The 14,445-nt window shown below is 64.3% G+C and carries 10 protein-coding genes; 6 read left to right on the top strand and 4 right to left on the bottom strand.

The annotated features are described in order from the left end of the window. Positions 1 to 7: 7 nt before the first annotated feature. A complete protein-coding gene (locus JQ627_RS08645; RefSeq protein ID WP_312015746.1) occupies positions 8 to 994 on the bottom strand; it encodes a LysR family transcriptional regulator in 987 nt (328 codons plus the stop codon). A 220-nt stretch (positions 995 to 1,214) separates the two neighbouring features. Between JQ627_RS08645 and JQ627_RS08640 the strand changes: the two genes are divergently transcribed. From JQ627_RS08640 to JQ627_RS08630, 3 genes are read left to right on the top strand one after another with little or no spacing between them, the layout of a single operon-like run. Beyond that, the gene (locus JQ627_RS08640) at positions 1,215 to 2,423 is read left to right on the top strand and encodes an ABC transporter substrate-binding protein (RefSeq protein WP_212483763.1); all 1,209 of its coding nucleotides are present in this window, start codon (positions 1,215 to 1,217) and stop codon (positions 2,421 to 2,423) included. After that, entirely contained in the window at positions 2,420 to 3,169 is a 750-nt protein-coding gene (locus JQ627_RS08635; RefSeq protein WP_249142953.1) for a nitroreductase, read from the top strand. The genes JQ627_RS08640 and JQ627_RS08635 overlap by 4 nt, the downstream gene beginning before the upstream one ends. Continuing rightward, positions 3,148 to 3,687 carry a DUF4863 family protein gene (locus JQ627_RS08630; protein WP_212483761.1) on the top strand — a complete coding sequence of 180 codons (540 nt, stop codon included), beginning with the start codon at positions 3,148 to 3,150 and terminating at the stop codon, positions 3,685 to 3,687. The genes JQ627_RS08635 and JQ627_RS08630 overlap by 22 nt, the downstream gene beginning before the upstream one ends. A gap of 137 nt (positions 3,688 to 3,824) precedes the next feature. Here the strand turns inward: JQ627_RS08630 and JQ627_RS08625 are convergent, their stop codons facing one another. From JQ627_RS08625 to JQ627_RS08615, 3 genes are read right to left on the bottom strand one after another with little or no spacing between them, the layout of a single operon-like run. After that, on the bottom strand, positions 3,825 to 4,097 hold the full coding sequence (locus JQ627_RS08625; protein ID WP_212483760.1) for a hypothetical protein: 273 nt from the start codon (positions 4,095 to 4,097) through the stop codon (positions 3,825 to 3,827). 57 nt (positions 4,098 to 4,154) lie between these two features. Beyond that, positions 4,155 to 5,477, bottom strand: a complete 1,323-nt coding sequence (locus JQ627_RS08620; RefSeq protein WP_212483759.1) for a hypothetical protein — start codon at positions 5,475 to 5,477, stop codon at positions 4,155 to 4,157. 31 nt (positions 5,478 to 5,508) lie between these two features. Further along, a complete protein-coding gene (locus JQ627_RS08615) occupies positions 5,509 to 8,613 on the bottom strand; it encodes an AAA family ATPase (protein WP_249142952.1) in 3,105 nt (1,034 codons plus the stop codon). A gap of 981 nt (positions 8,614 to 9,594) precedes the next feature. On the opposite strand from JQ627_RS08615, the gene JQ627_RS08610 reads away from it, so the two are divergent. The 3 genes from JQ627_RS08610 to JQ627_RS08600 are packed head-to-tail and all read left to right on the top strand — an operon-like array spanning position 9,595 to position 14,192. Next, positions 9,595 to 10,614: a TRAP transporter substrate-binding protein gene (locus JQ627_RS08610; RefSeq protein WP_212483757.1), complete on the top strand. Its 1,020-nt coding sequence runs from the start codon at positions 9,595 to 9,597 to the stop codon at positions 10,612 to 10,614. 15 nt (positions 10,615 to 10,629) lie between these two features. After that, on the top strand, positions 10,630 to 12,519 hold the full coding sequence (locus JQ627_RS08605) for a TRAP transporter large permease subunit (RefSeq protein ID WP_212483756.1): 1,890 nt from the start codon (positions 10,630 to 10,632) through the stop codon (positions 12,517 to 12,519). 23 nt (positions 12,520 to 12,542) lie between these two features. Beyond that, positions 12,543 to 14,192 (top strand): acyl-CoA synthetase, encoded by a 1,650-nt coding sequence (locus tag JQ627_RS08600; protein ID WP_212483755.1) that lies wholly within the window; start codon positions 12,543 to 12,545, stop codon positions 14,190 to 14,192. Positions 14,193 to 14,445: the final 253 nt, after the last annotated feature.

Raw genomic sequence — 14,445 nt, 5'->3', positions numbered from 1 at the left:
TCTCCAGCTAGCGTCCACGCCTGAGGTCCCCGGTCGCGCGCCTGAGGACGTCGTGAAGCCAGTCATGCGACGGCTCGCCCTCGATACGTTCGTGCCACAACAGTCGGACCTCGACCGGGGTTGTGGCGTAAGGCAGTTCGTACGTCGTGACGGCATGCGCGTGTCCGAATGCCCGCGCCAATGGACGCGGAACGATGGCCGCCAATTCGGAGTCCGCGAGCAGGGCGGGCAGGGCAAGGAAATGCGGGAGCGAAACAGCTATGCGCGGCGGCCGGTCGCTTTCGGACAGGGCCCGTTCGAGCGCCGCGCGGTCATACATTTCCGATCGCCTGGCGAGGCCACGCTCGGAGATGAAGCCTCCGATCGCTCCCTCCTGCTCGCCGCCAAAGGAGACAACGACCAGCGGCATGCGCGCCAGAGCCGCGTTGTCGATCCGGCCGAGCTTGCGCTTTCCGCCCACGATCAGCACGTCGTCATATTCGAACAATAGCGAGGTCCGGAAGCGGCTCGGCGGATCCGAGAAGACGCCGATCGCGACGTCGATGCGGCCGAGGTCGATCTGCTCGGCGAGGTCGATCCGTGTCACCGGCTTGATGATCAGGTCGATCGCCGGCGCCTCAAGCCTGAGTATCTTCAGGAGCGGTGACGCCAGCACCATCGTGGTGAAGTCGTTGGCGGCCAGGGTGAACTGTCTGGTCGAGGCCGCCGGAACGAAGCGCGGCTGCTCGACCGCCGCCTCGAGAGATCGCAGCGCTTCGCGAACCTGCGGCGCCATCGTCAATGCGCGGGCTGTCGGCTGCATGCCGGTCGCGGTGCGTACGAACAGATCGTCTTCCAGCATCTCGCGGAGCCGAGCGAGCGAATGGCTCACGGCGGATTGACTGAGCGCAACACGCTGGCTTGCCCGCAGCACGCTGCGCTCCTCCATGACGGCGTCGAAGACCTTGAGCAGGTTCAGGTCCAGGGTCTTGAAGGACACAGCCACGAGCAGCACACCATCTCCAGGCGGATCGCGCGCCCGTTGCGTTACTGCGATCGCTTCCAGTTAAGGCCATACGTGCAGCCGACGCAACCGAGCAGGGCGCCCGGATCGCAACGCCAGGCCGTTCGCACCACCAATCTGAAGGCGGTTCAGGATCACTCTGCAAGAGTTTCACTTCTGCAATTGCGCGATCCCGTCATGATGCCGGCGCCGGATTTGGAGGAGACGGGTAATGAAATCCTGCGGGATGTCGATCGGAGCTTTCGGACTAGCACTGGCGCTGTTCACGGCACCGGCCGTTGGGCAGGATGGTCCGGTGAAGCTCGGTGTCCTCACCGACATGTCCTCGCTCTACGCCGACAATGGCGGCCAGGGCTCGGTGGTTGCGGCGCAAATGGCTGTCGACGACTTCAACGGTCAGGTGCTGGGGCGCAGCATCCAGATCGTCGCTGGAGACCACCAGAACAAGGCCGATGTGGGAGCGACCATCGCGCGACGCTGGCTCGAAAATGAAAACGTCGAGGTCATTCTCGACGTGCCGAATTCTGCGGTCGCGCTGGCCGTGCAGGGCATCACGCGCGACAAGAAGAAGCTGTTCCTCGCCACCGGCGCCGCCACATCCCGCCTCACCGGCGACGAATGCTCGCCGACCGGGATTCACTGGACCTACGACACCTATGCGCTGTCGCAGGGAACGACGCGGGCGATGTCGCGTCTCGGCGCAAGCTCCTGGTTCTTCGTCTCGGTCGATTATTCCCTCGGCGCCCAGCTCGAGGCCGACAGCCGCAAGGTCATCGACGCCATGGGCGGCAAGGTGACCGGGGCCGTGAAACATCCGCTCAACACGCCGGATTTCTCGTCCTTCCTGCTCCAGGCGCAGTCCTCGAAGGCGGATGTGATCGCGCTCGCCGACACCGGCGGCGACTTCATCAATGCCGTCAAGCAGGCCGGCGAGTTCGGCATCACGCAGCGGCAGAAGCTGGTCGGGTTGCTCGTCTTCATTGCCGACATTCACAGTCTCGGCCTCCAGAGTGCCCAGGGCCTGATGCTGAGCTCGGCATTCTACTGGGACATGAACGAGGACACGCGGGCGTGGTCGAAGCGCTTCATCGCGAAGACCCAGAAGGTCCCGACCATGATCCACGCCGGCACATATGGCGCGGTGATGCATTATCTCAAAGCGGTTCAGGCGGCGGGTACGCTGGATGGGCCGTCCGTCGCCGCCAAGATGCGCGAAATGCCCGTGAACGATTTCATTACCAGAAATGGCCGGATCCGCGACGACGGCCGGCTGGTCCGCGACATGTATCTATTTCGCGTCAAGTCGCCCGAGCAGTCCAAATACAAGTTCGACTACTACGAGCTGCTGGCGACGATTCCGGGGGATGAAGCCTTCCGACCAATGGAGCAAGGCGGATGTTCGCTTCTGAAGAAGCCATGATCGGCGAGGGCGGGGCCGCACGGAGCCGTATCGACGAGATCATCGCAGGCCGTTTTGCGTGCCGCGACTTCTCAAGCGCGCCGGTCGGGCGAGGGACCATCGAGCAGATTCTACGCGTGGCGCGGTTTGCGCCCAGCGGCGCCAACATCCAGCCCTGGCACGTCTACGTGCTGACGGGCGCAGCCAAGGATCGGGTCTCGGCGGCGCTGCGCGAGGCGCACGAAACGGCCCGCGACGAGCACGTGTCTGAGTACAGCTACTACGCCACCGACCTGCCCGAACCCTATTTGCAGCGACGGCAGGAGTTCGGCCGGTTGTTCTACGGCTCGCTCGGCATCGCCCAGTCCGATCTCACAGCCAGAGCCGGCCAGACCGCCAAGAACTATGCGTTCTTCGGCGCTCCGGTCGGGCTGATCGTCACGATCGACCGGCGCCTGCAGGTCGGCAGTTGGCTCGACCTCGGCATGTTCGTCCAGAACGTGCTGCTGGCCGCGGCAGGCCACGGGCTGCAGTCCTGTCCGCAGGAGACGTTCTCGAAATACCACCGGATCCTCCGGCCGCTCCTGTCGGTCCCTGAGGAGCAGATGGTGGTGTGCGGCATCTCGATCGGCCGCGCCAGAAACGCCGCCCAGAGCAGGCTGATGCCGCGCGCCGACGTCGCTGAATTCGCGTCTTTCGCAGGCTTCGAAGAACAAAGTGCAACCCAAATGGAAAGGACAAGGCCATGGGAAGCCGAGACGAGTTGATTCAGTGCAGCATTCCGTTTCTCCGCGAGGTCAAGGATATGACGCCCGGCGCGGAGATGGAGCAGTGGCTCAATCAAAAATACGGCGAGGGCAGCCAGCTCTATCAGGACCTGGCACGCCTGATTAAGCTCGGTGTCGAGGACGGCTGGGCGGCGAACCAGGAGGTCGAAGGTCCCAACTACCGGCGCAGCCGTATCCTGGAGCCGACGCCCGAAACGTTCCAGTTCAGCATCACGGCCGTCTTCATGAACAGCACCGATCCGCGCCGCTTCAAGGACGAGGACGACCATGACGTGCTGCGCGGGCAGTATCACGGTCACCCCTATGGGGAACTGAACCTGGTCGTTCCCCTGAACAAGGGCGCCGAGCTGAAGGGGCTACAGGGCTGGCAAGGGCCCGGCTGGACGGCGCCCGATCCCGGCAGCCGCCACTATCCCGAGGTCCGCGGCGGCGCGGTCATCGCGCTGTTCTATCTGCCCGCCGGACGCATCTCCTACGACTTCGCCGCGCCGTCCTGATCGCCGGCCGAGCCATCTCGGGTGACGCCGTTCGCGAGCGTCACTCGTTTTGATAAACGCCCAGCTGAGGTGCGCCGGCGGCGATGCGTCGCGACGGCGCGGCCTGCGAAGTTTGTGCACCGACACTTGCTCGTGACTCAAGTTACGTCGTAGCTGGCGACACAATGGTCGCTGTCATGACCGTTGCAGGACGCCACCAGGTACTGGTTGGCGGGCACCTGTACGACATTGAGGCCCGAATGAAACGTTGGGTTGCCCTCCGGCTTGTTGGTCCCGATCTCGTACAGGCCCAGCACCGTGTCGCCGCCACACTTGTGGTCGATGGTCAGTTGCAGTGTGATCGGGGCGTTGCTGGGATTTCTACAGATCTCCGTAAACTCTCCACAGGGGATATCCTGCTGTATCGTCATTCGAGACGCTCCTTGGACTCGCGCGATCGCGCAATGGATGAGGTTTCGGGTGCTGTCTTATTTTTTCTTCCGGATGAAGGTCAGCGTTGTATTTTTGTTACTGGGGACGACCTTGTACAGCTGCAGTCTCCCGGTCCCCTGGTGAACCTTGTCATTTGACACGGTCTCGGTCCCGACCTCCCAGTTGGCTTGGACAGGCGTGCCAGGCACGTCCTCACGGAAGAGGGTAAGGCCGTCCATCGTCAGCAGACCGACAAGGTCATCGCGCTTGTTACTGAGGCGATAGGCTTCGATGACGCAAACCGGATAGGTCAGCGGCAGGATGTTGGGCGCAAGCAGTGCGGCGACAGTCTTGCCGCCAAGCAAGAAGCTCGACTGATATGCCTGGTTGTTCACCCACTCGATAACCCCTGTCAGCACATCGCCCTTCGTTACCTTCGTCGCCGTGGTCCAGGCCGGATTTTCTGGCTTGGTGAAGCTTAGTTCGCTGTCCAGCTCGGGCATCTGGTCGAAGGACGGGGTATAGGTTGACGGGACGTACCAGCTTCGGATCGCCCAACCGTCTTTCTGTGTCCACTGCAGCACCGGCTGCAGGATCGCCGGAGGCTTGATCTGGCCGCGAGCTGGCATGCTCTCTAGCCCGTTGAAGAGGAACAGTATCTGCCCCGACTTCTTTGGAGGGTCCGGCACCGTGTAGGTTGCGGTGAACCTCGTGAAGCGGCTTGGACCGTTGTACTTCCAGATCGCGGTGCCGATCCAGCCACCGAAAGGGCAGGTCATGACGATTGTCAGTCTGTCGTATTTGTACTTCGGATCCGGGGGATTGCTGGCTTCCTCGCGCCAGGTGGTCGTGATTTTGTGGCGCCGAGACGACTGCGCCTGTGGCTTCACGACCACCTCGATCTCAATGCCGGAATCCATCGGATCGTTGTTCAGCAGGTGCTTGTCAAACAGCGCAATCCGCACAGCTGTGTCGAGATGCTCAAGCACGTTGCCTGCGCGCGCGGTCGGGTTGTCGGGATCGGGGCCAGGTAGGTTGCGATCAACCGGCATCTTCCGGAGGGCCTCTCGCGCCTCGTCGATCGAGGATTCCCAGTTCTGGTAGAGCGTCGCATCGCCCCATTCGTTTGGGTCGGTGGGATCGTCCACCGCGTACTTCTGGTAATATCCCCAGAGCAGGCTGTCGCGCGTGAACCCGGCCGCCTTGATGTTCTTGACGCTCTTGGCCACGGTGGTCGCGGAAAAGAAATTCGAGGAGAATTTGGCCGGATATGCTTCGTAGCCCGCGGCACGTAGATTTGGATTTGGATCGACGTACGAATTATCCGCGGTTTCGTTCTTAGTTTTGTCCTTCTTGTCCTCGGTCCCGTCCTTAGCCATTCTTGAACTCCCCTGCTGATCAAGCCTTCGTTCAACGTGCCGCGCGATGATCACCCGTCGCGCCTTCGAGAAGCTGGGCCAGGTATCTTGTGAAATCCTGCAGTGTCCCCTGCGCTCCGGTGCGAGCTGCGATCTCCTCGGCCTGTTCGGCGCAACGGGCGCCGTGGGCCGTGTCGCCCGCTTGGCGGTGCAGCACCGAACAGAGCAGCAACGCTTCCAGCTCCAGCGGATCGTAGCCTTGCTGGCGGGCCACTTGCGTGACAGCCTGCGCGGCCTGCAGTGCACCACCCCTTGCTTTTGCGTCGAGCGCACCGGCGAGGGCGAGACAGACGTCGGCGCGCAGTCGGGCGGATCGGTGCCCGAGATTGTCGGCCTCGGCGCAGGCGAGCGCGAGCGTTTCTCTCGCCTCGGCGCGCCGCTCGAGGAGCAGTAACGCCAGGCCCCGTGCGTTAGCAATGACGGGGATGAAGAGGTTGACCTCGTTTCGCCGTGCCAGCGCGAGCGCCTCGCCAAGTGCGTCTTCGGCCTCTACCAGCCGGCCTTGATGCAGCAGCAGCGCTCCGCGGCTGTAGGCTGTGGCGATCGTAGCGAGAGGCCGCGCTTCGCGCGCCGCGGCCTCTTCAGCGCGTTGTTGCTCGGCCGCCGCCGCGGCTTCGTCTCCCATGGCAACCTGGCAAAGCACCGCCATCATGCAGCAGAGCAGGCCGGCCTGGGTCCCGCTGCCGCCCATCGGCGGCGTTGCGCCTTCCACGGCAAAGCCCTGATGGCCGCGCCTGAGATGGTCGACTGCTTCGCGGTAACGGCCAGCAACATAGCAGGCCTGGCCGAGGCCATACTCGGCATATGCGACCCAGCCCGGGTTGGCGCAGCGCTCTGCGCGGGCAAGCGCCTGCGTTCCGGCCTCGAGCGCGTCGTCCGGCGCGCCGCAGAAGTTCAGCGCGGCCGCGCGCACGGCGGACGCAACGACTCCTCGCGTGTCGTCGCCGATCGCCGCCGAGCGCTCCTCTGCCTCTTTCGCAAGATCCAGCCAGCGTGACACCTTGCCGATGTTGGCGTAGGCAAGCCGCGCCTCGATGCGCAGATCGATCGCCTTTGCCTCACGCGCGACCGACATCGGCAGGTGGTCTATCGCCTGCATGGAGGTTTCGTAGTTTCGCGTGGCATCGAGGAGCGCCGCCTGGGCGAAACTTTGGCGGGCGATTTTCGTAGCGTAGTCGGCGGCCTTGGCCCAGTCCTGCGCCATTCGTGCATGGTAGGCCATTGCGGCGAGGCGAGAGGAGCCGTCATCATGCGCGGCTTCGAGCGCCGCGAGAATCCGGCCGTGTAACGCGATCCTTTCGGGGCCCGTCACCGCGTCATAGGCAACCTGCCGGATCAGTTCGTGCGCGAACGCCGCGTCGTCCGTCGCGGAATGCGCTGGGCCCGATGCGGCGACCAACATGGCCGCGCCGGAGAGTGCTGCCAGCGCGTGGCGGAAAGCGGCTTCCGATAGTGCGGCAACCGATCGCACCAGCCAGGCCGGCACCTGCGGGCCAATCGCCGCCGCGACCTGCAACATGCGTTTCGCGGGCGGGGCAAGGCGGTCGATCCGGCTGGCGATGACGCCCTGTACGGTGAGCGGCACGCCGAGTTCGACCGCCACGGTTGCCTCGGAGGGGCCCGGCTCGCTTTTCAGCGAGCCGGTTTCCTGCAGTCTGCGGCACACCTCTTCGATGAACAGTGGCATGTGTCCGGTGTGTTCCAGTATCCGCTGCTTCAGCCCGGAGAGCGCCGGCGACGGGCCCAGCAGTTCATCGAGCATTGCAAGTCCGCTGGCCTCGCCAAGGGGAGGGAGCCGCAGTGTCTGCGCGGCCGCGTCCGCGAACCAGCGGGGCAGCCCATCGCTGCGCGCGGTCGCCAAGATCAGCAGGGGATACTGACTTGCGATCGAGAGCACGCCCCGCAGCGCTGCCGTGCTTGCATCGTCCGCCCATTGCAGATCCTCGAGCAGTATGACGGTCGGGCCGGCTTTCGCCCGCTGCTCGAAGAGGGCGAGCGTCGCCGCCACAATTGCCCGGCTTCGCCCCCGTGGGGGCAGGGCCGTCCATTCCGGATGATCGACCTCGCTGCCTGACCGCAGCATGACCTGGAGCGCTGCTGACTGTGCTGCTGGCAGGCTGCCCTGCAACTGTTCGAGCGCGCTCGCGCCGAGCGCCGCCGCTATTTCCGCAAGAACCGCCTTCAGCAGCGAAAACGGAGCTCCGCCCAGGATTGGGCTGCACTCAGCAGCATTCACCTGCCACTGACGGCTTCGCAGGGTGCCGATGAATTCACGGGCCAGGCGCGACTTGCCCACGCCGGCTTCGCCGACGATCGCCACGCATAAGCCTCGGCCCCGGGCACGCTCGGATAGCCCGAGCAATTGCCGCGCTTCGCTCTCGCGGCCGACAAAGCGCGCGGTGGAGCGCGTGGCGGATGCTCCCCATTTCGAAAGCGCGGCAATGCCCTTCACAACGTGCAGCGGCACGGCCGCAGGAAAGCCTTTCAGGCTGTACGGCACGGCGGGTCCAAAGCGGATGTAGCCGTGTGAGAGTGATCGGGTCGTGGCCGAGGCCAGCGCCTGGCCCGGCTCGGCGACCGACTGCAGCCGCTCGGCCATGATCAGGGGAAGTCCGTCGAGCTCATAGTTGCTGCCGAGATCGAGCCGTCGCGGTCCTGCGATGACCTGGCCGGAATGCACCCCGACGCGCACCTTCATCAACGCGTCATCCAGTGCCTCGATCCGCTGCAGCAGGTCGATCGCTGCGAGACAACCCATCACCGCGTGCAGGTCGTCGGCGAGCGGCGCCCCGAACATTGCAAACATGCCGTCGCCCAGTTCGCGGTAGATGATGCCGCCATAGGCATGGATCGCCGCGCGCATTTCCTCCAAGGCAGGGGACAGCCGGTCAATCGCCTCCTCGAGCTCGAGATTGACGACTAGGTCGGTCGACCTGTGCAGATCGGCGCGCACGATAGTGACGTACTTGCGCTCGGTCGGGAGTGTGTCGATTTTAGTGCTGCGCGGCAGGCGGCGTGCCGCGGGCGGTTCGCGCCTGCCCCGCGCCGCCCGATCAGTATCGCTTGCAGGGCCGCGCCTACGAACACCGGAAGGCATTTCCCTCACCGACAGTGCGAACGAGAAACTGCATCACGGCACGGTCGTACTCCGCACCGGGCGTAACCTTGCGTGGAATTTATCTTATCCAAGTTTCCGTGGCAGCCCACCAAATTTTGAGCAGAAATCGGAGATTTATGCCCCCAGTCCGAGCGCAGGGTGGACATGCTTGAGGGAAGCTCGGCGCGTGGGTCGCGGACGTGCTGGCGCCACGCAGTTGGGTGCCGAGCGGGGTCCGACAGCTCGACCGGAAGAAGTGGTTCTTCTCGTCGGGCGCGATGTACATGGAGAAGGCGGCGACGCTGGCCACGTAACTTTGTCGGAAGGACCCGCCGCGCGTGCAAGCGGCGCGTTTCCGCCGATCTCGGCCGCCGCGCGCGATCCAACTCGAAGGCGGAGCAGGGTGCACTGCCGACCGAACCGTTCACGATTGACCATTTCTCGATCCCTCAAGCTCGGTCCCCACAGGGAGTATTCAGGCCGTCCCAGGATGGTCCACGAAGAACCAACCTTACGGACGGGACAACCTCGGTCGGTTTCGGCATCAAGGTCGACGAACGCTTGAACCTCAAGCCGGATCCTTCGGACCCAAGCACGACGAGCGCGAACCAAGGCAGAAGCTGACGCGCAGCACTGACACCCAGCCCGGACCGCCATATCCGTAATTCGCATAAGGTATATTATGGAATATATTTATATACAATCAGATCAAATATTTAGGCAGAATTCCTGCCACGGCGCCTTCGCTCCAGTGCGGTTTTCGATCAGCCCCTCCAACGTCCAGCCGGCTCTTGACGGCTACGGTGCATGGGGTTGTTTTTCAGTTTTTGAATCCGGCCCATCTGCCGAAAGCCGATATTGCCGCGACGGTGTCCGGCTGCAATAAGCGAGACCTCGCGAGATCGCAGATGACCTTCAGGCCTTCCGTCCGTATAGGTTTGCATCTCAGAACAACAACAAACCTTCCGAGGAAGCAGACCCATGAGCTTTTCCCGACGCACGCTTCTCAAGGCCTCCGCCGCGACCGCGGTTCTGGGCGGCCTCAGTGCGCCCCATGTGGCCCGCGCCCAGAGCGCCGAGTTCACCTACAAGTACGCCAACAACCTGCCTGACACCCATCCGCTGAACGTCCGCGCCAGGGAGATGGCGGCGGCGATCAAGGCCGAGACGAACGGCAAGTTCGACCTGCAGATCTTCCCGAACAACCAGCTCGGTTCCGACACCGACATGCTGAGCCAGATCCGCTCCGGTGGCGTCGAGTTCTTCACGCTGTCCGGCCTGATCCTGTCGACCCTGGTGCCGGCCGCGTCCATCAACGGCATCGGCTTCGCGTTCCCGGACTACGACACGGTCTGGAAGGCCATGGACGGCGACCTTGGCGCCCATGTCCGCGGCGAGATCAAGAAGGCCGGTCTCGAGGTCATGGACAAGATCTGGGACAACGGCTTCCGGCAGACCACGTCGTCGAGCAAGCCGATCACCGGTCCTGACGACCTCAAGGGCTTCAAGATCCGCGTGCCGGTGTCGCCGCTGTGGACCTCGATGTTCAAGGCGTTCGATGCTGCGCCCGCCTCGATCAACTTCAGCGAGGTCTATTCCGCGCTCCAGACCAAGATCGTCGAGGGCCAGGAGAACCCGCTGGCGATCATCTCGACCGCCAAGCTTTACGAGGTGCAGAAGTACTGCTCGCTGACCAACCACATGTGGGACGGCTTCTGGTTCCTGGCCAACCGCCGCGCCTGGGAAAAGCTCCCACAGGACGTGCGCACCGTCGTCGCGAAGCACATCAACGCCGCCGCGGTCAACGAGCGCGCTGATACCGCCAAGCTCAATGCCAACCTCCAGCAGGAGCTCGCGGCCAAGGGCCTGACCTTCAACCAGCCTGCGGTGGCGCCGTTCCGCGACAAGCTGCGCACCGCCGGCTTCTATGCCGAGTGGAAGGGCAAGTACGGCGACCAGGCCTGGGACCTGCTGGAAAAGGCCGTCGGCAAGCTGTCGTAACGCGTTGGGGCCGTCATGGCTCATATCGAGGCCGAGGTGATCGAGGTGGCGGGCGAGGCGGCTGTTCAGCCCCCTCGCCGATCCTCTCTGCTGGCCTCGCTGGAGCGCCTCCTCGGCCTCGTGGTCGAAATCCCGGCGGCGATCCTGGTCGTCGCCGAGATCGTGATCCTGTTTGCCGGCGTGGTCGCACGCTACGGCTTGCACCGGCCGCTGATCTGGTCGGACGAGCTCGCCTCGATCCTGTTCCTGTGGCTCGCCATGCTGGGCGCGGCGGTCGCGTTCCGCCGCTCCGAGCACATGCGCATGACCGCGGTCGTCGCGAGCGCCAAGCCTGCAATGCGGGCCTGGCTCGACCTGGTCGCGACCTGTGCGGCGCTAGCGTTTCTGGTGCTGATCGTCTGGCCGTCCTTCGACTATGCCTATGAGGAAAGTTACATCACCACGCCGGCGCTCCAGATTTCCAATATGTGGCGCGCCGCGGCGCTGCCGGCCGGCATCTGCCTGATGGCGGTGTTCGCATTGCTGCGACTGCTGCGCGCCGCCGATTACCGCATGGTGCTGACGGCGGTGATATCAGTTGCCGTCATCGTCGGTCTGTTCTGGCTGGCGCAGCCTTATCTGCGGCCGCTCGGCAACCTCAACCTCGTCATCTTCTTCGTCGGTGTCGCCGGCTTCTGCGTCTTTGCCGGCGTTCCCATTGCGTTCGGCTTTGGCCTCGCCATCTTCGGCTATCTGGCGCTGACCACGCGCACGCCTGTCATGGTGCTGGTCGGGCGGATGGACGAGGGCATGAGCCACCTCATCCTGCTCTCGGTGCCGCTGTTCGTGTTCCTGGGCCTCCTGATCGAGATGACCGGCATGGCACGGGCCATGGTGGCGTTCCTGGCGAGCCTGCTCGGCCATGTCCGCGGTGGCCTGCACTACGTGCTCGTCGGCGCGATGTATCTCGTCTCCGGCATCTCCGGCGCCAAGGCTGCCGACATGGCGGCCGTGGCGCCAGTGCTGTTCCCGGAGATGAAGCAGCGCGGCGCCAAGCCCGGCGACCTCGTGGCCCTGCTCGCGGCCACCGGCGCGCAGACCGAAACCATCCCGCCGAGCCTCGTGCTGATCACGATCGGCTCGGTCACCGGCGTTTCCATCGCGGCGCTGTTCACTGGGGGCCTGCTGCCCGGCGTGGTGCTCGCGATCACGCTCTGCATGCTGGTGTGGTGGCGCTATCGCCACGAGGACATGAGCCATGTCCGCCGCGCCACGGGTAGCGAGATCGGCAAGACCTTCGTCATCGCCCTGCCCGCGCTCGCGCTGCCCTTCGTGATCCGCTACGCCGTGGTCGAGGGCATTGCGACCGCGACCGAAGTCTCCACCATCGGCATCGTCTACGGTGCCCTGGTCGGCCTCCTGGTCTACCGCCGTTTCGACTGGCGGCGGCTGTTTCCGATGCTGGTTGAGACCGCGGCGCTGTCAGGCGCGATCCTGCTGATCATCGGCACGGCGACCGGCATGGCCTGGGGGCTCACCCAATCCGGCTTCTCGCGCTCGCTGGCTGCAGCCATGACCGGATTGCCCGGGGGACCCGCGACCTTCATCGCTGTGTCGATCCTGGCCTTCACCATCCTCGGCAGCGTGCTCGAGGGCATTCCGGCAATCGTGCTGTTCGGGCCGCTATTGTTTCCGATCGCCCGCGCCGTCGGCGTGCACGAGGTGCACTACGCCATGGTGATCATTCTGGCGATGGGTATCGGGCTATTCGCCCCGCCCTTCGGCGTCGGCTATTATGCCGCCTGCGCCATCGGACGCGTCGATCCGGCCGAAGGCATCAGGCCGATCTGGGGCTATCTGCTGGCGCTGCTGGTGGGATTGATCATCGTCGCGATCTTCCCCTGGATCTCGATCGGATTCCTGTAAAGCGCGGCGTCAAGGAGGGTTCGATGAGCGAGCGGCAGAACCAGTACAACATCGGCCTCGACAAGACCCCCGCCAACTACGTCCCCCTGAGCCCGCTGAGCTTCCTCGCGCGCAGCGCCGCCGTCTATCCCAACCACGTCAGCACGGTCTATGAGGGCCGCAGCTTCACGTGGCGCGAGACGCATGAGCGCTGCAAGCGCTTTGCGTCCTGGCTCGGCGGCAAGGGCATCGGCGTCGGCGACACAGTCGCGGCGATGCTTCCGAACATTCCGGCGATGAACGAGGCGCACTTCGCCGTCCCCATGACCGGCGCCGTCCTCAATGCGCTCAACATCCGTCTCGATGCGCCTTCGATCGCGTTTCAGCTCGACCATGGCGGCGCCAGGGTCATCCTGGTCGATCCGGAGTTTTCGACCGTCATCACCGACGCGCTCGCGCAGATGAAGGGGCCGAAGCCGCTCGTCGTCGACGTCGACGACGCCTCGTTCAAGGGCGGCAAGCGGATCGGCGAAATCGAGTATGAAGCGGCCGTCGCACAAGGCGATCCCGACTTCGCCGCGATCACGCCGAAGGACGAATGGGACGCGATCGCGCTGAGCTATACGTCGGGCACCACGGGCAATCCCAAGGGCGTCGTGACCCATCATCGCGGCGCCTATCTCAACGCCGTCAGCAACATCCTCGCAGGCCAACTCGGCCAGCATCCGGTCTATCTCTGGACGCTGCCGATGTTCCATTGCAACGGCTGGTGCTTCCCCTGGACCATCGCGGCGGCGGCCGGCATCAACGTCTGCCTGCGCAAGGTCGAGCCGACAAAAATCTTCGAGCTGATCAAGCAGCACGGCGTCACCCACATGTGCGGCGCGCCGATCGTCTACAACACGCTGATCAACGCACCCGATGCGCCGAAGGGCAGTGCGGCGCGTCGCGTCGTCGGCCTGATCGCGGGCGCCGCGCCGCCGGTCGCGGTGCTCGAAGGCGCAGAAGGCATCGGCATCAAGCTGACGCACGTCTACGGCCTGACCGAGGTCTACGGCCCCGCCTCCGTCTGCGCCGAGCAACCCGGCTGGGACGATCTGCCCGCCGCCGAGCGCGCCAGCATGAAGCGGCGGCAGGGCGTGCCCTACCCGCTCGAGGAGGGCGTCACCGTCATCAATCCGCAGACGATGCAAGAGGTGCCCCGCGACGGCGAGACCATCGGCGAGGTCATGTTCCGCGGCAACATCGTGATGAAGGGCTACCTCAAGAACGAGAAGGCGACGAAGGAAGCCTTCGAGGGCGGCTGGTTTCACACCGGCGACCTCGGCGTGCTCGACGAGCACGGTTACGTCATCATCAAGGACCGCTCCAAGGACATCATCATATCCGGTGGCGAGAACATTTCCTCCGTCGAGGTCGAGGACATCCTCTACAAGCATCCGGCCGTGCTGTTCGCAGCCGTCGTCGCAAAGCCCGATCCGAAATGGGGCGAGGTGCCCTGCGCCTTCGTCGAACTGAAGGACGGCGCCAGCGCAAGCGAAGCCGAGATCATCGCCTTCTGCCGCTCGCATATGAGCGGATTCAAGACGCCAAAGGCCGTCGTGTTCGGACCGATCCCGAAAACGTCCACGGGCAAGATCCAGAAATTCCTGCTGCGTAACGAGGTCGGATCAGTGAAGGCGATCTCGGCCTGATTGATCGGCCCCGGTCGGGCCCGGATTCCCGTGAGGCACGATCGAATTGAAATAGCTGAACGGCTGGGCCGCGGCCGCCACCTTCGACGGCGAACTTTCAGGCCTGGTGCGGTCTTACACCGGTAAGCCGTCATGCGCTACGCTTGGTAGACCTCCCAGCAGCTTCCAGCGTCATCACGATCAACCGTATGGCATTGAGGTAGAGGCGTGGATTGACGCGGATCACCACGCCTCATCTCGAAACCGATTGTCG

The organism is Bradyrhizobium liaoningense, from assembly GCF_018130785.1.
GTDB lineage: Bacteria > Pseudomonadota > Alphaproteobacteria > Rhizobiales > Xanthobacteraceae > Bradyrhizobium > Bradyrhizobium liaoningense_A.
Note: the sequence above shows the minus strand (reverse complement) of the source record. Positions and strands in the feature narration are given on the sequence as shown.